This window comes from Mesorhizobium sp. EU05-FHT14A09 (genome assembly GCF_058790995.1).
The window spans coordinates 1,166,828-1,185,200 of sequence record NZ_JBYTDF010000001.1 but is presented as its reverse complement, the minus strand read 5'-3'; the positions used below and the strand labels follow the sequence as shown (position 1 = coordinate 1,185,200).

At 61.0% G+C, this 18,373-nt stretch carries 12 protein-coding genes and 1 pseudogene; 3 read left to right on the top strand and 10 right to left on the bottom strand.

The window, feature by feature from the left end; genetic code table 11:
• The 4 genes and pseudogenes from AC3WTO_RS05540 to rpsL form a co-directional block, all read right to left on the bottom strand.
• Nucleotides 1-78 (bottom strand): annotated as a pseudogene (locus AC3WTO_RS05540) (GTP-binding protein); the annotation flags it as partial.
• 65 nt (nucleotides 79-143) lie between these two features.
• Entirely contained in the window at nucleotides 144-2,234 is a 2,091-nt protein-coding gene (gene fusA, locus AC3WTO_RS05535; RefSeq protein ID WP_492459663.1) for an elongation factor G, read from the bottom strand.
• 29 nt (nucleotides 2,235-2,263) lie between these two features.
• Entirely contained in the window at nucleotides 2,264-2,734 is a 471-nt protein-coding gene (rpsG, locus tag AC3WTO_RS05530) for a 30S ribosomal protein S7 (RefSeq protein ID WP_492459662.1), read from the bottom strand.
• A 63-nt stretch (nucleotides 2,735-2,797) separates the two neighbouring features.
• Nucleotides 2,798-3,169, bottom strand: a complete 372-nt coding sequence (gene rpsL, locus AC3WTO_RS05525; protein ID WP_024927095.1) for a 30S ribosomal protein S12 — start codon at nucleotides 3,167-3,169, stop codon at nucleotides 2,798-2,800.
• Between the two features lie 476 nt (nucleotides 3,170-3,645).
• Here rpsL and AC3WTO_RS05520 point away from each other — a divergent pair, with 476 nt between their 5' ends.
• From AC3WTO_RS05520 to AC3WTO_RS05510, 3 genes are read left to right on the top strand one after another with little or no spacing between them, the layout of a single operon-like run.
• A complete protein-coding gene (locus AC3WTO_RS05520; protein ID WP_492460044.1) occupies nucleotides 3,646-3,930 on the top strand; it encodes a transcriptional regulator in 285 nt (94 codons plus the stop codon).
• A 6-nt stretch (nucleotides 3,931-3,936) separates the two neighbouring features.
• Complete coding sequence (locus AC3WTO_RS05515; protein ID WP_492459661.1) at nucleotides 3,937-5,055, top strand: PLP-dependent cysteine synthase family protein; 1,119 nt, start codon at nucleotides 3,937-3,939, stop codon at nucleotides 5,053-5,055.
• On the top strand, nucleotides 5,052-5,984 hold the full coding sequence (locus AC3WTO_RS05510) for a Gfo/Idh/MocA family protein (protein ID WP_492459660.1): 933 nt from the start codon (nucleotides 5,052-5,054) through the stop codon (nucleotides 5,982-5,984). The genes AC3WTO_RS05515 and AC3WTO_RS05510 overlap by 4 nt, the downstream gene beginning before the upstream one ends.
• A gap of 74 nt (nucleotides 5,985-6,058) precedes the next feature.
• Here the strand turns inward: AC3WTO_RS05510 and AC3WTO_RS05505 are convergent, their stop codons facing one another.
• The 6 genes from AC3WTO_RS05505 to rpoB all read right to left on the bottom strand — a co-directional run bounded on the left by AC3WTO_RS05505 (nucleotide 6,059) and on the right by rpoB (nucleotide 18,262).
• Entirely contained in the window at nucleotides 6,059-7,477 is a 1,419-nt protein-coding gene (locus AC3WTO_RS05505; protein WP_492459659.1) for an APC family permease, read from the bottom strand.
• 199 nt (nucleotides 7,478-7,676) lie between these two features.
• A complete protein-coding gene (locus tag AC3WTO_RS05500; protein ID WP_492459658.1) occupies nucleotides 7,677-8,222 on the bottom strand; it encodes a methylated-DNA--[protein]-cysteine S-methyltransferase in 546 nt (181 codons plus the stop codon).
• A gap of 115 nt (nucleotides 8,223-8,337) precedes the next feature.
• Entirely contained in the window at nucleotides 8,338-9,069 is a 732-nt protein-coding gene (locus AC3WTO_RS05495) for a 2OG-Fe(II) oxygenase (RefSeq protein WP_492459656.1), read from the bottom strand.
• A 110-nt stretch (nucleotides 9,070-9,179) separates the two neighbouring features.
• Nucleotides 9,180-9,656: a hypothetical protein gene (locus AC3WTO_RS05490; protein ID WP_492558402.1), complete on the bottom strand. Its 477-nt coding sequence runs from the start codon at nucleotides 9,654-9,656 to the stop codon at nucleotides 9,180-9,182.
• A gap of 127 nt (nucleotides 9,657-9,783) precedes the next feature.
• On the bottom strand, nucleotides 9,784-13,980 hold the full coding sequence (gene rpoC, locus AC3WTO_RS05485) for a DNA-directed RNA polymerase subunit beta' (protein ID WP_492459654.1): 4,197 nt from the start codon (nucleotides 13,978-13,980) through the stop codon (nucleotides 9,784-9,786).
• A gap of 145 nt (nucleotides 13,981-14,125) precedes the next feature.
• On the bottom strand, nucleotides 14,126-18,262 hold the full coding sequence (rpoB, locus tag AC3WTO_RS05480) for a DNA-directed RNA polymerase subunit beta (RefSeq protein ID WP_492459653.1): 4,137 nt from the start codon (nucleotides 18,260-18,262) through the stop codon (nucleotides 14,126-14,128).
• Nucleotides 18,263-18,373 lie beyond the last annotated feature (111 nt).

Genomic DNA, 18,373 nt, shown 5'->3' with positions numbered 1-18,373 from the left:
CGTCTTGCCATGGTCAACGTGACCAATCGTGCCAATGTTCACATGAGGCTTCGTACGCTCGAATTTACCTTTTGCCATGTGAGGTCTCCATTTCCTGCATGCCCGAAGGCGTTAAACCTGGTTACTGACGCAATTCCTCGGAATTACGCGTATTTTTTCTGAACTTCCTGAGCGACCGCGGTCGGAACCGGCTCGTAGTGGTCGAACTGCATCGTGTACTGGGCGCGGCCCTGCGACATCGAACGCAGCGAGTCGACGTATTTGAACATGTTCGCCAGCGGAACCATCGCATTGACGACGACCGCAACACCACGGGTCTCCTGACCCTGAATCTGGCCGCGACGGCTGTTCAGATCGCCGATGACGTTGCCGACGTAGTCTTCCGGCGTAACAACCTCGACCTTCATGATCGGCTCGAGCAGCTGGACACCGAGCTTCGGGGCGGCTTCCCTGAAAGCGGCACGCGAAGCGATTTCGAAGGCCAGAACCGAGGAGTCGACGTCGTGGAAGGCGCCGTCGATCAGCGTCGCCTTCACGCCGATCATCGGGAAGCCAGCGAACGGGCCGGACGACATCACCGAACCGATGCCCTTTTCGACACCCGGGATGTATTCCTTCGGAACCGAACCGCCGACGATCTTGGACTCGAACACGTAGTCTTCGCCTTCCGGATTCGGCTCGAACACCAGCTTGACGCGGGCGAACTGGCCGGTACCGCCGGTCTGCTTCTTGTGGGTGTAGTCCTGCTCGTGGGTACGGGTGATCGTCTCACGATAAGCCACCTGCGGAGCGCCGACATTCGCCTCGACCTTGAACTCGCGACGCATACGGTCGACGATGATGTCGAGGTGAAGTTCGCCCATACCGGCGATGATGGTCTGGCCCGATTCCTCGTCGGTCTTGACGCGGAAGGACGGATCTTCGGCAGCCAGGCGATGCAGCGCGAGGCCCATCTTTTCCTGGTCGCCCTTGGTCTTTGGCTCGATGGCGATCTGGATAACCGGATCCGGGAACTCCATGCGCTCCAGGATGACCGGATGCAGCGGGTCGCACAGCGTGTCGCCGGTGGTGGTTTCCTTGAGACCGGCCAAAGCGACGATGTCGCCAGCGAAAGCCTCTTCGATATCCGCACGGGAATTCGCGTGCATCTGCAGCATGCGGCCGATGCGCTCTTTCTTGCCCTTCACGGTGTTATCGAGCGAAGCACCCTTGGTGAGCTTGCCCGAGTAAATGCGGGCGAAGGTGAGCGAGCCGACGAACGGATCGTTCATGATCTTGAAAGCCAGCATGGACAGCGGCTCGTTGTCGTCCGCATGACGCTCGATCTCGGCATCGGTCTTGGCGTCGACGCCCTTGATTGCCGGCACGTCGATCGGCGACGGCAGATATTCGACAACGGCGTCGAGCAAAGGCTGCACACCCTTGTTCTTGAAGGCCGAACCACAGAACATCGGGTAGAACTTGACCGCGATGGTGCCCTTGCGGATCAGCGCGCGCAGCTGGTCGTTCGACGGGAGATTGCCTTCGAGATAAGCATTCATCGCGTCGTCGTCCATTTCAACGGCGGCTTCGATGAGCTTCTCGCGGTATTCCTCAGCCTTCGCCTTAAGGTCGGCCGGGATCTCGACGATATCCCAGGCAGCGCCCAGCGATTCATCACGCCAGACCAGCGCGTTCATCTCGATCAGATCGACAACGCCCTTGAACTCGGATTCAGCACCGATCGGCAGCTGCATCACAACGGCCTGCGCACCGAGGCGCGAACCGATCATCTCCACCGAGCGGTAGAAATCGGCACCGATCTTGTCCATCTTGTTGCAGAAGATCATGCGCGGAACATGATACTTGTCTGCCTGGCGCCATACGGTCTCGGTCTGCGGCTCGACACCGGCATTGGCGTCGAGCAGCGCGATGGCGCCGTCCAGCACGCGCAGCGAACGCTCGACTTCGATGGTGAAGTCAACGTGGCCGGGAGTGTCGATGATGTTGAAGCGGCGCATCTTGCCGTCACGACCCTGCCAGAAGGTCGTGGTCGCGGCGGACGTGATGGTGATGCCGCGTTCCTGCTCCTGCTCCATCCAGTCCATGGTGGCAGCGCCGTCATGGACTTCGCCGATCTTGTGCGACTTGCCCGTGTAATACAGGACGCGCTCGGTCGTCGTCGTCTTGCCGGCGTCGATGTGCGCCATGATACCGAAATTGCGGTAGTCTTCGATTTTATATTCGCGGGCCATGGGAGGTGCCTCTCAAGTCTCGTTCGCGCTTACCAGCGGTAGTGCGCGAATGCGCGGTTGGCTTCCGCCATCTTGTGGGTGTCTTCACGCTTCTTCACGGCGGTGCCGCGGTTGTTAGCCGCGTCCAACAGCTCGCCGGAGAGGCGGTCGACCATGGTGGTCTCGTTGCGGTTGCGCGCAGCCGTGATCAGCCAACGAATGGCGAGAGCCTGACGACGCTCCGGACGAACATCGACCGGAACCTGGTAGGTCGCACCGCCAACGCGACGCGAACGCACTTCAACGTGCGGAGCGACATTGTCGAGCGCCTGATGGAACACAGCCACCGGCTCCTGCTTGGTCTTCGTCTGGACCTGATCGAGCGCACCATAGACGATCGTCTCGGCAACCGACTTCTTGCCGTCATACATGACGGCATTCATGAACTTGGTGATCACCAGATCGCCGAACTTCGGATCCGGATTGATCTCACGCTTTTCTGCACTGTGACGACGGGACATGGTTCTTGTCTCTCAATCTCGCAGGCTTGGCGCACAAATAAAAAGCGCCGAAGCCGGAAAACCTTACTTCGGACGCTTGGCGCCGTACTTCGAACGGCGCTGCTTGCGGTTCTTGACGCCCTGGGTGTCGAGCACGCCACGGATAACGTGATAGCGCACACCCGGAAGGTCCTTCACGCGGCCGCCACGGATCATGACAACCGAGTGCTCCTGAAGGTTATGGCCTTCACCCGGGATGTAGCCGATCACTTCGAAACCGTTGGTCAGACGAATCTTGGCCACCTTGCGCAGAGCCGAGTTCGGCTTCTTCGGCGTGGTCGTGTAAACGCGTGTGCAGACGCCCCGCTTCTGCGGGTTCTGCTGCATGGCAGGGACCTTGTTTCGCGTTGCCGGCACCTGGCGCGGCTTGCGGATCAGCTGGTTTACGGTAGGCATTAAACCTTCCTTCTAGTTCTCAATCTCGTGTCGCAAACCCGAAATGGGCCGTTTCAAGCGGATTTCCATACGCAAATTCGGGCCGAAACCGCGCGTTTGCGGTCTTGCCCGAACAAAAAGCAGAGGAAGCGTTGCCGCTTCATGCGTGACGGAAATGTCATTCGCTCGTAAAACGAACCCTGTTTGAGGCAAACTCCAAGGCGCGACGCCTCGGAAAAGCTGACCTCACATCGGTTCAGACGTCGCGGCTTCTACTCGCAACATCGCTAACCGTCAAGCCCGAAGCCCCAGAATTTCAACTTGCGCCAGGGCTTGGCTGCCATGCGTGCGATGCATGTAATATTGTTGCGCCTTTTTGCATATGTGAGGAAGAAAGTGACCAGGTGGCGGCTGTTGCCCGGAGCGCCTTCATGCAAAAAGGGGCAAAATGTCCCTTTGGACGCCCGATATGAAGGAATCACTCTTTGCAGGACCCACTGAACGACAATGACGAGCCCCGCCCGGTCATGATCATCACCGGTCGGGTCTGGAAAAAGAAGAACGGCAAGCCGGAGGGGGTCCACGTGATGCTGATGGCGCCCGACGATGATTCCGCCGTACGCCGCGCCCTGGAATCACTCGCTGCGGAAGGTTACGCCGAGGCCGAGCTCGACCAGATCGGCGAGATGCAGGAAGAACCCGACGAAGAACCACACATTTCGGCCTATCAGGGCGCGCTCGAGGGTGAAGTCTCGATCGTGACCTTCGACGAGCCGATCTGACAGGGAATGATCGTGGCAGGGAATCCGGGCCGAGCGGCAACTTCACGGGACTGGGCGGATCATGCGGTGGCCGCCATCGAAGCCGACCAGCACCGCTCGGCTGATACCCATCTGTGGAAGCTGGATGTTCCCGCTCTCCCAGGCATAGACCTTTATCTGAAAGACGAATCCACGCATCCGACAGGAAGCCTGAAACACCGGCTGGCGCGTTCGCTCTTTCTCTACGCCTTGTGCAACGGCCTCATCCGCGAGGGCACCGCGGTGGTGGAAGCATCATCCGGGTCCACCGCCGTTTCGGAAGCCTATTTCGCACGCATGATCGGTTCGCCCTTCTATGCGGTGATGCCGCGTTCGACTTCCCGCGAAAAGATCGCTGCTATCGAGCACTATGGCGGCAATTGCCATTTCATCGACGATGGCCGCCGCATCTATGCCGAATCCGCAGAACTCGCCGCGCGGCTGGGCGGCTATTTCATGGACCAGTTCACCCATGCCGAGCGCGCGACGGACTGGCGCGGCAACAACAACATCGCCGAATCCATTTTCCACCAGATGCGCGCGGAACGCTTCGCGATTCCCTCGTGGGTGGTGATGGGCGCCGGCACCGGCGGCACCTCGGCGACCATTGGCCGCTACATCCGCTACAAACGCCACGCGACGAGGCTGTCCGTCGCCGATGTCGAACATTCCGCTTTCTTCGAAGGCTACACGAAACAGGATCCGGACTGCTCCAGCGAGCGCCCCTCCCGCATTGAAGGCATCGGTCGTCCACGCGTCGAACCATCCTTCGTGCCCGGCGTCATCGACCATATGCTGCGCATACCGGACTCGGTTTCAATCGCGGCCAAGCGTGTGCTGTCGCGCCGGCTTGGCCGCCGAGTCGGCGGCTCGACCGGGACCAACTTCGCGGCGATGTGTTTTCATGCCGCAGGCATGATCGCCTCAGGGGAAAGCGGCTCGGTGGTGACGCTGATCTGCGATTCCGGCGAACGCTACGCCAACACTTACTACTCAGACGAATGGCTGCAGGCGAACGCCATCGACCCGTTACCCTTCGAGCCAACGTTCGAGAATTTCCTGGCCGGCGGCCCGTTCGAACTCAAACTGGAAGAAAGCTGGCGATGACCGCTGCACGCCCCATCAATATTGCCATTGTCGGTGTCGGCAAGATCGCCCGCGACCAGCATCTGCCGGCACTTGCCAAGGACGGGGATTTCCGGCTCGTCGCCGCCGCCAGCCCGCATGGAACGGTCGATGGCATCGCCAACTTCCGCGATATTGAAACGCTCCTGCAGGGCGTGCCCGATATCGATGCGGTGTCGTTGTGCATGCCGCCGCAGTTTCGGCATGACGCGGCGCGTGCGGCGATTCTCGCCGGCAAGCATGTCTTCCTGGAAAAGCCACCCGGCGCTACAGTGAGCGAGGTCGAGCAGTTGAAAACGCTCGCGGCAGAAAAAGGCGTGACGCTGTTTGCCTCCTGGCACTCACGCTTTGCGCCGGCAGTAGAAGCCGCACGCGCTTTTCTCGCATCGGCGCGGATCAAGGCGGCTGCCATCAACTGGAAAGAAGACGTACGCCGCTGGCACCCGAATCAGGACTGGATCTGGCAGCCTGGTGGTTTCGGTGTGTTCGATCCCGGTATCAACGCCTTGTCGATCGCGACCCATATCCTGCCGCCGATGTTCATCACCGCTGCGACACTCGATTTTCCCGAAAACCGCGGCGCACCGATAGCAGCGCAAGTCAGCTTCCGCACCGACAGCGGCATCCCGGTTGCCGTCGACTTCGACTGGCGCCAGACAGGCCCCCAGAGCTGGGACATCCTGGCCGAAACGGACAAGGGTTCAATGGTGCTGTCCAGCGGCGGCGCGAAACTCAGCGTTGACGGCAAGGTGATACAGGAAGGACCGGATACAGAATATCCGACCCTCTACCGTCGCTTCGCAGAACTGGTGCGCGGCCAAAGCTCCGATGTTGATCTCGCGCCGCTGCAGCACGTGGCTGATGCCTTCATGCTCGGCAAGCGCAATGTCGTCGAGGCCTTCTTCGACTGACATGGCGGGAAGGTGGGCACACAAGAAACGGCGGGCGCAAACACCCGCCGTTTTTCGTTGTCTCTATCGGCTGCCTAATTCACGGGACCGGGCATACCACCCTCACCGACCGTCGGCGCTTCCGGCTTAACGCCGGTTGCACGATTGATGAAAACCGTAACCATCCACAGCACGACGCCAATCGCCAGGAGTACACCGGCGATCTTGTACTGGTCGGGATTGCGGCCGGTCCAAGGTCCCGTCAGGAACCCACAGGCGATGGCGCCGATCACCGGCAGGATGGTCGGCGCCGTGAAGTGGTCATGGTCGACCTTGTCCTTGCGCAGCACCAGCACCGCGATGTTGACGACGGTGAACACGCAAAGCAGCAGCAACGCCGTCGTGCCACCAAGTTGCGGCACCGAGCCGACGAAGGTGATCAGGCCGAAGGCGAGCAGAGTCGTGAAGATAATGGCGATATACGGTGTCTTGCGGCTCGCATGAACCTTGCCAAGCATCGGCGGCAGAACATGCTCACGGCTCATGCCATAGACCAGACGGCTGGCCATCAGCATGTTGATGAGCGCGGAGTTCGCCACGGCGAACATGGTGATGAAGGCGAAAATCCAGATAGGGAAGCCCGGTGCGCCGGTCGACACAACCTTCAGCAAGGGCGCCTCGCCTTCGCCGAGTTCCGCCGGTTCCACGAGCGTGACCGCGGAGACCGAGACCAGCACATAGATCACGCCGGTGATCAGCAGGCCGGCAAGCAGGATTTTCGGAAATATCTTGGTCGGTTCCTTGGTTTCCTCAGCCATGTTCACCGAATCTTCGAAACCCACCATGGCGAAGAAGGCAAGCGTGGTGGCAGCGATGACCGGCCAGAACGGGCTGACACCTTCTGGGGTGTGGAACTCGGTGACGCGCGAGACATCGCCCTGCCCCATGCCGATCGCCCAGAAACCGATGGCGATGACAATGAGCAGGCCGGTGAGTTCGACACAGGTCAGAACCACGTTCAGCTTCACGCTCTCGCCGACGCCGCGGAAATTCACCGCCGCGACGATGGCCATGAAGGCAAGGCCGAGCAGGATCACTCCGGTGCCCTCCTCGAGTCCGAGGCCGAAAGCAGAGGAGAAGTTGACTGCGAAAGCGCGCGAAGCCGTCGAAGCCGATGTGATGCCTGAACACATCACCGCGAAGGCCACGATGAAGGTGACGAAATGGATGCCGAAGGCCTTGTGCGTGTAGAGCGCGGCTCCTGCCGCACGTGGGTATTTCGTGACCAGTTCCAGGTAACTGAAGGCGGTGATGACCGCGACGACGAAGGCAACCAGGAATGGCAGCCAAACGACGCCCCCGACCTGCTTGGCGACCTGCCCGGTCAAGGCGTAGATGCCGGTGCCCAGGATATCGCCGACAATAAACAAGAGCAGCAGCCATGGGCCCATGACACGATGGAGACTGGGCTCCGCCGCGTCGGCGTGGCCTGATTTGAAGGTTGCGTCGGTCATCGGTCCCTCCTCGTTTGCGGCGCCGTGACCATCTGGTCGAACGGGACACTGCATCCTCGTTTCGCGCTGATCCGTCTGCCATGCCGACAGAGGATCAAACTTCGGACCCGCCCTTCATCCCCGGTCGAGTATGGAGCAGCAGCAAGGGATGTCAAACTGCCGCCCCGTTACGAACGCAGCGCCCAGATACCGTGCGATGTCATTGTTTCAGGGTGACATGGCACGCCTCGTGATCGAGCAGCCAGCGCTTGCGCTCCAGCCCGCCACCGTAATTCGTGAGCGCACCGTTGGCGCCGACCAGGCGATGACACGGCACAACGATCGACAGCGGATTTGAGCCATTGGCGTGGCCGACGGCACGAGCAGCGTTCGGCCGGCCCAACCTCTCGGCGAAAGCACCGTAGGCCAGCGTTTCACCCGGCACGACTTCACGCAGGCTCGTCCATATATCGTTCTGGAACGATGTCCCGTCCAACCTGACCGAAAGACTGCGAAGGCTGCCGACCTCGCCGTCGAAATAGGCAGCGAAGGTCTCTCGTGCTCGCGACGAGAGCGTCCCTGCCCGCAACCGATAGCGGCCAGAGGCAAGCCGGTGCCGGAGCCACCGATCCATGCGATGATCACAATCGGCGAACTCGACCATGAAAAGCGCTTGAGCCTCGTCCTCGATCACCACGATCGGACCGATCGGTGTCGCTACCGTCCCGGAGATCAGCTCCGTCCGTTCCCCGCTTTTCTGTGTCATCGCGTCCTCCGGGCTTCACCGATGTATGACCAGCTAACGACGATCGAGATTAGCCATGTCGTCCGTTCTTTTCTGTCAGGAGTGTTCCGCACCCCACAGAAAAAGGCGCGCCCCTTTAGCGTGCATCGTGGAAGATGATGCCGACGGTATGGCGATGTCCCGAGCGTATCCTGCTCACGCCATGGCGCAGGTTGACGCGATAGTTGCCCTTTGTGCCTTGCACCGGCCGGTTATGAACGGCAAAAGCGACGGCGTCTCCCTGACGCAATGGCACCACCTCGGCGCGGCTCTGCATACGAGGACGCTGCTCGGTCAGCACGAATTCGCCACCGGTAAAATCGCGCCCCGGTTCGGAGAGCAGGACCGCCACCTGGATCGGGAATGCCATATCCCCATAGAGATCCTGGTGCAGACAGTTGAAATCGCCCACCTTGTACTGGAGCAGAAGCGGCGTTGGCCGTTGCTGCCCGGCGTCATGGCAAAGGTCGAGATAGTCGCGATGTTCGACGGGATAACGCTGGTCGACCCCCATACGTACATTCCACGCATTGGCTACAGAGGCCAGACGCGGGTAAAGCGCGGTGCGCAGGCTGCCGATCAGATCCGGCAGCGGGTATTTGAAATAGCGGTACTCGCCTTTGCCGAAACCATGACGGGCCATCACGATATGGCTGCGGAAATGCGCTTCATGCTGGTAAAGCGCGGCGATATCCGAGCATTCCTGGGGCGAAAGCAGCTTGTCGATAACGGCGCAGCCGTAGGCATCGAGATCGGAGCCAAGCGCACCCCAATCATAGACGCTGACACGCTGCTCCGCGGATAGACTGATCTGGGCACTGGCGTTCATAGAGACCTCCTTGGCGTGGGGCGTTCCGTATCCCGAAAGACAGGAACGGCCGATCTGTCACCAAGGCTATTCAGTGCAATCCCGCACCGCATTCCGTTTCTTGCGTTGTTTCAGCACTGGCCGCTGCGCAACGACTTCGTCAGACGCGCGACGACCGGATCGAACGCCTTCGCTCTCGCCTTGTCGTATTCGAGGCGGAAGTACGCGACCGCATCACTGCAAACCGGAATCGCGCGTTCGTAATAGATGCGCTCTCCTTTCGAACCCGACCATACCGCCCAATCGGATTTTCGTCGCTGGTAGCCGACCGACCAACCCTCGGCTTCGTCCTGGCCGATACGCCATTTCACGTCCTGCACGAAACCGCCATCGCCAGGATAGGCACCCCAGACGGCAAGCCTGGCACTCCCGTCGATCGACTGTGCTGTGCCGCCATCGCCATTGGCAGATTCCTCGATGGTCGAGAAACCCGCAGGGACATCGATCCAGTAGTTGTAACGGGCGTTTCCGTAAGGCTTCCAATCGTCGGCCACGGCCTGGGCTGTGGTGGCGAGTGCGAAAGCGGCTGCAAACACGACGTATTTCATGGCGACCTCGCAATGGATCAGGCTAGCGCCGCGTATCCGACCGAAGCCGATCATGCTCCTCATTGACCGTAACCGCCAAAAGAAAAAGGGGCCAAAAGGCCCCTTTTCCGTTCACTCATGCAACCGCTTACTGCGCGGCAGTGACCATCTCGGTCAGCATCGGCTCGGCCACTTCGACGCCGGACGTCTTGCGACGCTCGTCGAGGATGAGCTCGTCGCGATGCGTCGCGATGCGACGGATCTGGCTCATCTGGCCACCCGTGCCGGCTGGGATCAGACGGCCGACGATGACGTTTTCCTTCAGGCCCTGCAGCATGTCGGTCTTGCCGGCAACGGCAGCTTCCGTCAGCACGCGGGTCGTCTCCTGGAAGGAGGCGGCCGAGATGAAGGACGGCGTCTGCAGCGAGGCCTTGGTGATGCCTAGCAGCACCGGCTGGCCGGCCGCAGGCTTCTTGCCTTCCTCGATCAGGCGCTCGTTGATCTCGTCCAGTTCGATCACGTCGACATGGTCGCCCGGGATGTAGGTCGAGTCGCCCTGCTCGGTGATTTCCACCTTCTGCAGCATCTGACGGACAATCACCTCGATGTGCTTGTCGTTGATCGTCACGCCCTGCAGCCGGTAGACTTCCTGGATTTCGTTGACGAGGTAGGAAGCCAGAGCTTCCACACCCTTGATCGCCAGGATGTCGTGCGGCGCCGGATTGCCGTCGAGGATGTAGTCGCCCTTCTCGATGACGTCACCGTCCTGGAGATGGAACGGCTTGCCCTTCGGGATCAGGTATTCGACCGGCTCCAGCGTCGAGTCATGCGGCTCGATGATGATGCGGCGCTTGTTCTTGTAGTCGCGACCGAAGCGGACGGTACCATCGATCTCGGCGATGATGGCGTGATCCTTCGGACGACGAGCCTCGAACAGTTCGGCCACGCGCGGCAGACCACCGGTGATGTCCTTGGTCTTGGCGCTTTCCATCGGGATACGAGCGAGCACGTCGCCCGGCTTGACCGTGGAACCCGGTTCGACCGAGAGGATCGCCTCGACCGAGAGCAGGAAGCGCGCATCGCCGCCCTTCGACAGCTTGCCGACCTTGCCCTTGGCGTCCTGGACGACGATCGCCGGCTTGAGGTCAGAACCGCGCGGCGTGGACCGCCAATCGATGACCTCGCGCTTGGTGATGCCCGTCGACTCGTCGGCGGTTTCCTGAACGGAAATGCCGTCGACCAGATCTTCGAACGCCACGCGACCCTCGATTTCGGTGAGGATCGGACGGGTGTATGGATCCCACTCGGCGATACGCTGGCCGCGCTTCACCTTGTCGCCGTCGTCCACGTAGATACGCGAACCGTAGGTGACGCGGTGCGTGGCGCGCTCCTTCCCGGCTTCGTCGAGGATCAGGATCGCCATGTTGCGGCCCATCACCACGAGGTTGCCATCGGAGTTGCGGACCACGGCGCGGTTGCGAACCGACACGGTGCCCTCGTACGACGCCTCGAGATAGGAGGAGTCGACCACCTGGGCGGTACCGCCCATGTGGAAGGTACGCATGGTAAGCTGCGTGCCCGGCTCGCCGATCGACTGCGCCGCGATGACGCCGACTGCTTCGCCCTGGTTGACCGGAGTACCGCGCGCAAGATCGCGACCGTAGCAGACCGCGCAGACGCCGATACGGACCTCGCAGGTCAGCGCCGAACGGATGCGAACCGACTGTACGCCAGCCTTCTCGATCTGCTCGACATCGCGCTCGTCCATCATCGTACCAGCCTTGACCAGCAGATCGCCGGTAACCGGATGGTTGATGTCGTCGAGTGCCGTACGGCCCAGCACGCGCTGGCCGATGGAAGCAACGACCTGACCGGCATCGACGATCGGCTGCATGGTGAGGCCCTTGTCGGTGCCGCAATCCACGGAGTTGACGATACAGTCCTGCGCCACGTCGACCAGACGACGGGTCAGGTAACCCGAGTTCGCGGTCTTCAGAGCGGTGTCGGCCAGACCCTTGCGAGCGCCGTGCGTGGAGTTGAAGTACTCCAGAACGGTCAGGCCTTCCTTGAAGTTCGAGATGATCGGCGTCTCGATGATCTCACCCGACGGCTTGGCCATCAGGCCGCGCATACCGGCGAGCTGACGCATCTGGGTGGGCGAACCACGCGCACCCGAATGCGACATCATGTAGATCGAGTTCATCGGCTTCTGGCGGCCGCTCGGGTCGAACTCGACTGCCTTGATGCGGCCCATCATTTCGTCGGCGACCTTTTCCGAGCACTTGGCCCAGGCGTCGACGACCTTGTTGTACTTCTCGCCCTGGGTGATCAGGCCGTCATTGTACTGCTGCTCGTATTCCTTGGCCAAAGCCTCGGTCTCGGCAACCAGCTTCTCCTTGGTGTCCGGGATCAGCATGTCGTCCTTGCCGAACGAAATGCCGGCGCGGCACGCATGAGCGAAGCCGAGAGCCATGATGCGATCGCAGAAGATGACCGTCTCTTTCTGACCGCAATGGCGGTAGACGGTGTCGATCATCTTGGAGATGTTCTTCTTGGTCATCTCCTGGTTGGCGGTCTCGAACGGCACGTTGACGTTCTTGGGCAGCAGTTCGCCGAGGATCATGCGGCCGGGCGTGGTGTCGTAGATCTTCGACACGACGTTACCTTCCGCATCAACGGTCCGGAAGCGGCCCTTGATCTTTGCGTGCAGGGTGACGGCCTTGGTCTCCAGCGCATGCTGCAGCTCGCCCATGTCGGCGAATGCCATGCCTTCTCCCGGCTCGTTCTGGTTGACGATCGAGAGATAGTAGAGGCCCAGAACCATGTCCTGCGACGGCACGATGATCGGCGCGCCGGAGGCCGGGTGCAGGATGTTGTTGGTCGACATCATCAGCACGCGGGCTTCGAGCTGCGCTTCCAGCGACAGCGGCACGTGGACCGCCATCTGGTCACCGTCGAAGTCGGCGTTGAAAGCCGTGCAGACCAGCGGATGCAGCTGGATCGCCTTGCCTTCGATCAGGGTGGGCTCGAATGCCTGGATGCCGAGGCGGTGAAGCGTCGGTGCGCGGTTGAGCAGCACCGGATGCTCGCGGATGACCTCATCCAGGATATCCCAGACTTCCGGACGCTCCTTCTCGACCAGCTTCTTCGCCTGCTTGACGGTCGAGGAATAACCCTTGGCGTCGAGGCGGGCGTAGATGAACGGCTTGAACAGCTCCAGCGCCATCTTCTTCGGCAGGCCGCACTGATGAAGCTTCAGCTCCGGACCGGTCACGATGACGGAACGGCCGGAATAGTCGACGCGCTTGCCGAGCAGGTTCTGGCGGAAGCGGCCCTGCTTGCCCTTCAGCATGTCGGACAGCGACTTCAGCGGACGCTTGTTGGCACCCGTGATGACGCGGCCGCGGCGGCCGTTATCGAACAGCGCGTCAACGGCTTCCTGCAGCATGCGCTTTTCATTACGCACGATGATGCCAGGCGCACGCAGCTCGATGAGGCGCTTCAGGCGGTTGTTACGGTTGATGACGCGGCGATAGAGATCGTTCAGATCGGACGTCGCGAAACGGCCGCCGTCCAGCGGAACCAGCGGGCGCAGGTCCGGCGGGATGACCGGGACGACCTTCATGATCATCCATTCCGGACGGTTGCCGGATTCCATGAAGTTCTCGACCACCTTGAGGCGCTTCAAGAGCTTCTTCTGCTTCAGTTCCGACGTGGTGGAAGCGAGTTCCGAACGCAGGTCGCCTGCGATCTTCTCCAGCTCCATGCCCGCGAGCAGGTCATGGATCGCCTCGGCTCCGATCATGGCGGTGAAGGAATCTTCGCCGTACTCGTCAACGGCCAGCATGTACTCTTCTTCGCTGAGCAGCTGGTGCTCCTTCAGCGCGGTGAGGCCCGGCTCGGTGACGATGTAGTTTTCGAAGTAGAGGACGCGCTCGATATCCTTCAGCGTCATGTCGAGCAGCGTGCCGATGCGCGACGGAAGCGACTTCAGGAACCAGATGTGAGCGACCGGAGCGGCGAGCTCGATGTGGCCCATGCGCTCGCGGCGAACACGCGACAGCGTGACTTCGACGCCGCACTTTTCGCAGATGACGCCCTTGTACTTCATGCGCTTGTACTTGCCGCACAGGCACTCATAGTCCTTGATCGGACCAAAGATGCGCGCGCAGAACAGGCCGTCACGCTCGGGCTTGAACGTGCGGTAGTTGATCGTTTCCGGCTTCTTGATCTCACCGAACGACCAGGACAGAATCTTGTCAGGCGACGCCAGCGAGATGCGAATGGAATCGAACACCTGCGCAGGCGCCTGCGGATTGAAGAGATTCATGACCTCTTGGTTCATGCCATTCTCCTTTTCGGGGTCCTCGAAAACCCCTTTGCATGTGACTGCGAGCCACCGCTCGCGAAACCCGGCCTGAGCCGGAAAATCTCATTCTTGGTTAGACATCTTGGCGGGCGCGGACAAATCCGCGCCCGCCATTGGCGTCTTATTCGGCCGCGTCCGGCAGGTTCTGCTGAGCGTTCTCGACCTTGGTGTTCTCGAGCTCGACGTTGAGGCCCAGCGAACGCATTTCCTTGACGAGAACGTTGAAGCTCTCGGGAATGCCCGCTTCGAAGGTGTCGTCGCCACGGACGATCGCTTCGTAGACCTTGGTACGGCCGGCCACGTCGTCCGACTTCACGGTCAGCATTTCCTGCAACGTGTAGGCGGCGCCGTAGGCTTCCAGAGCCCAGACCTCCATTTCGCCGAAGCGCTGACCGCCGAACTGCGCCTTGCCGCCCAGCGGCTGCTGGGTAACGAGCGAGTACGGGCCGATCGAACGGGCGTGGATCTTGTCGTCGACCAGATGGTGAAGCTTGAGCATGTAGATGTAGCCCATGGTCACCTTGCGGTCGAACGGCTCACCCGTGCGGCCATCATACAACTGAGACTGACCGGAAGTGTGCAGGCCAGCCTGCTCCAGCATCTCGTTGATGTTGACCTCATGCGCACCGTCGAACACCGGGGTCGCGATGGAGACGCCGCGCTTCATCTGCTCGCCGAGGCGAACGATGGACTCGTCGTCATACTCGCGGACCGGCTCGTTGCGGTCGTTGGCCGGGATGATCTGCTCGATCGTCTGGCGCAGCGGCTTGATATCGCCACCGCCCTTATAGGCTTCGATCAGCTCGCCGATCTTCCTGCCCATGCCAGCACAAGCCCAGCCCAGATGCGTTTCCAGGATCTGGCCGACATTCATGCGCGAAGGCACGCCCAGCGGATTGAGCACGATATCGGCATGCGTGCCGTCCTCGAGGAACGGCATGTCCTCGACCGGAACGATGCGCGAGACCACGCCCTTGTTGCCGTGACGGCCGGCCATCTTATCGCCCGGCTGCATCTTGCGCTTCACGGCCACGAAGACCTTGACCATCTTCATGACGCCCGGAGGCATCTCGTCGCCGCGCTGCACCTTCTCGACCTTGTCCATGAAGCGCTGCTCGAGAGCCTTCTTGGAATCGTCGTACTGGCCGCGCAGGGCTTCCAGCTCGCTCTGGAGCTTCTCGTTCTCCACGGCGAACTGCCACCACTGCGAACGCGGATAGTCGTCCAGCGTATCCTTGGCCAGCGTCGAGCCCTTCTTGAAGCCCTTCGGCCCGGCGATAGCCTCCTTGCCGATGAGCACATCGGACAGACGGGCGTAGACGTTGCGATCCAGGATCGCCTGTTCGTCGTCGCGGTCCTTGGCCAGGCGCTCGATTTCCTCGCGCTCGATCGCCATAGCGCGCTCGTCCTTCTCCACGCCGTGGCGGTTGAAGACGCGCACTTCGACGACGGTGCCGAAGGTTCCGGGCGGCATGCGCATGGAGGTGTCGCGGACGTCGGACGCCTTTTCACCGAAGATGGCGCGCAGAAGCTTCTCTTCCGGCGTCATCGGGCTTTCACCCTTCGGCGTGATCTTGCCGACCAGGATATCGCCCGGCTGCACTTCCGCACCGATGTATACGATGCCGGCTTCGTCGAGGTTCTTCAGCGCTTCTTCCGAAACGTTCGGAATGTCGCGGGTGATTTCCTCAGGCCCAAGCTTCGTATCGCGCGCCATGACCTCGAACTCCTCGATGTGGATCGAGGTGAAGACGTCATCGGCGACGATGCGTTCGGACAGGAGGATGGAGTCCTCGTAGTTGTAGCCGTTCCACGGCATGAACGCGACGAGCACGTTGCGGCCGAGCGCCAGATCGCCGAGATCGGTCGAAGGACCGTCAGCGATGATGTCGCCCCTCTCGATCCGGTCGCCTACCTTCACCAGCGGACGCTGGTTGATGCAGGTTGACTGGTTCGAGCGCTGGAACTTCATCAGCCGGTAGATGTCGACGCCGGACTTGCCAGGATCGAGATCCTCGGTAGCGCGGATAACGATACGGGTCGCGTCCACCTGGTCGACGATGCCGGTGCGGCGGGCCGCAATGGCAGCGCCGGAGTCACGGGCAACGATCGGCTCCATACCGGTACCAACGAACGGAGCTTCGGCACGTACCAGTGGCACGGCCTGACGCTGCATGTTCGAACCCATCAGCGCGCGGTTGGCGTCGTCGTTCTCGAGGAACGGGATGAGCGCGGCAGCGACCGACACCATCTGCTTCGGCGACACGTCCATCAGGTCGACGTTTTCGCGCGGCGCCATCATCACTTCGCCGGCGTTACGGCAAATGACGAATTCGTCGACGAAACGGCCTTCCTTGTCGAGCTCGGCGTTAGCCTGGGCCACATAGTGCTTGGCCTCTTCCATGGCCGACAGATAGACGACCTCGTCAGTCAGCTTGCCGTCAACGATCTTGCGGTACGGGCTCTCGATGAAGCCGTACTTGTTGACCCGGGCAAAGGTGGCCAGCGAGTTGATCAGACCAATGTTCGGGCCTTCCGGCGTTTCAATCGGGCAGATACGGCCGTAATGCGTCGGGTGCACGTCGCGGACTTCGAAGCCGGCGCGCTCGCGGGTCAGACCGCCAGGTCCGAGCGCCGAGAGACGACGCTTGTGCGTGATCTCAGAGAGCGGGTTGGTCTGGTCCATGAACTGCGACAGCTGCGAGGAACCGAAGAACTCGCGCACCGCGGCAGCGGCAGGCTTGGCGTTGATCAGGTCCTGCGGCATGACCGTGTCGATCTCGATCGAGGACATACGTTCCTTGATCGCGCGCTCCATGCGCAGCAGACCGACGCGGTACTGGTTTTCCATCAGCTCGCCGACCGAGCGCACACGACGGTTGCCGAGATTGTCGATGTCGTCGATCTCGCCCTTGCCGTCACGCAGCTCGACCAGCGTCTTGACGACGGCAAGGATATCGGCCTTGCGCAGCACGCGCACGGTGTCCTCGGCGTCGAGTTCAAGGCGCATGTTCATCTTGACGCGGCCGACCGCGGACAGGTCGTAGCGCTCGCTGTCGAAGAACAGCGAGTTGAACATGGCTTCAGCGGTCTCAAGCGTCGGCGGCTCACCCGGGCGCATCACACGATAAACGTCGAACAGCGCGTCCTGGCGGCTTTCATTCTTGTCGGCAGCCAGCGTGTTGCGGATGTAGGCACCGACGTTGACGTGATCGATGTCAAGGATCTGAATCTCGTTCTCGCCAGTGCCGAGCAGGACCTTGAGGGTCTTTTCGTCGATCTCGTCGCCGGCCTCGAGGAAGATCTCGCCGGTGGCGTAGTTGACGATATCCTCGGCGAGGTAATTGCCGAGCAAATCCTCATCCGTCGCCTTGATCGCTTTCAGGCCCTTGTCGGCCAGCTGACGCGACTGGCGGGCAGTGATCTTCTTGCCCTGCTCAACGACGATCTCGCCCGTGTCAGCGTCAACCAGGTCGTTGACGGCCTTCAGGCCACGGAAACGGTCGACACTGAACGGAATGCGCCAATGATCGCCAGTCCGCTTATAGGTGATCTTGTTGTAGAAGGTCGACAGGATCTCTTCGCTGTCCATGCCGAGCGCCATCAAAAGCGATGTCGCAGGGATCTTGCGACGGCGATCGATGCGGGCGTGCACGACGTCCTTCGAGTCGAACTCGATGTCGAGCCACGAACCACGATACGGGATGACGCGCGCAGCAAACAGAAGTTTGCCCGACGAGTGCGTCTTGCCCTTGTCGTGATCGAAGAAGACGCCCGGCGAACGGTGCATCTGCGAGACGATGACACGCTCGGTGCCGTTGACGATGAAGGTACCGTTCATGGTCATGAGCGGCATGTCGCCCATGTAGACGTCCTGCTCCTTGATGTCCTTGATGGACTTCGAGCCGGTATCCTCATCGATATCGAACACGATCAGGCGCAGCGTCACCTTGAGCGGCGCGGCATAGGTCAGATCGCGCTGACGGCATTCGTCAACGTCGAACTTCGGCGCCTCAAACTCATACTTGACGAATTCCAGCATCGAAGAGCCGGAAAAGTCGGAAATCGGGAACACCGACTTGAAAACAGCCTGCAGGCCCTCATCCGGACGTCCGCCCTTGGGCTCGTCCACCATCAGGAACTGATCATAAGATGCCTTCTGAACCTCGATCAGGTTCGGCATCTCCGCAACTTCCGGGATCTTTCCGAAGAACTTGCGTACGCGTCTGCGGCCATTGAAAGTCTGCGTCTGGGCCATCGTCGCTCCTTGGCTAGCTCTTGGGGCAGGCATTCGCCTCGACCTGCCTTGCAATTCTCGACCGCCTCCGCGTGGCAGTCCTTACGGGCACCCTTCGCCTTCCGGCACCGG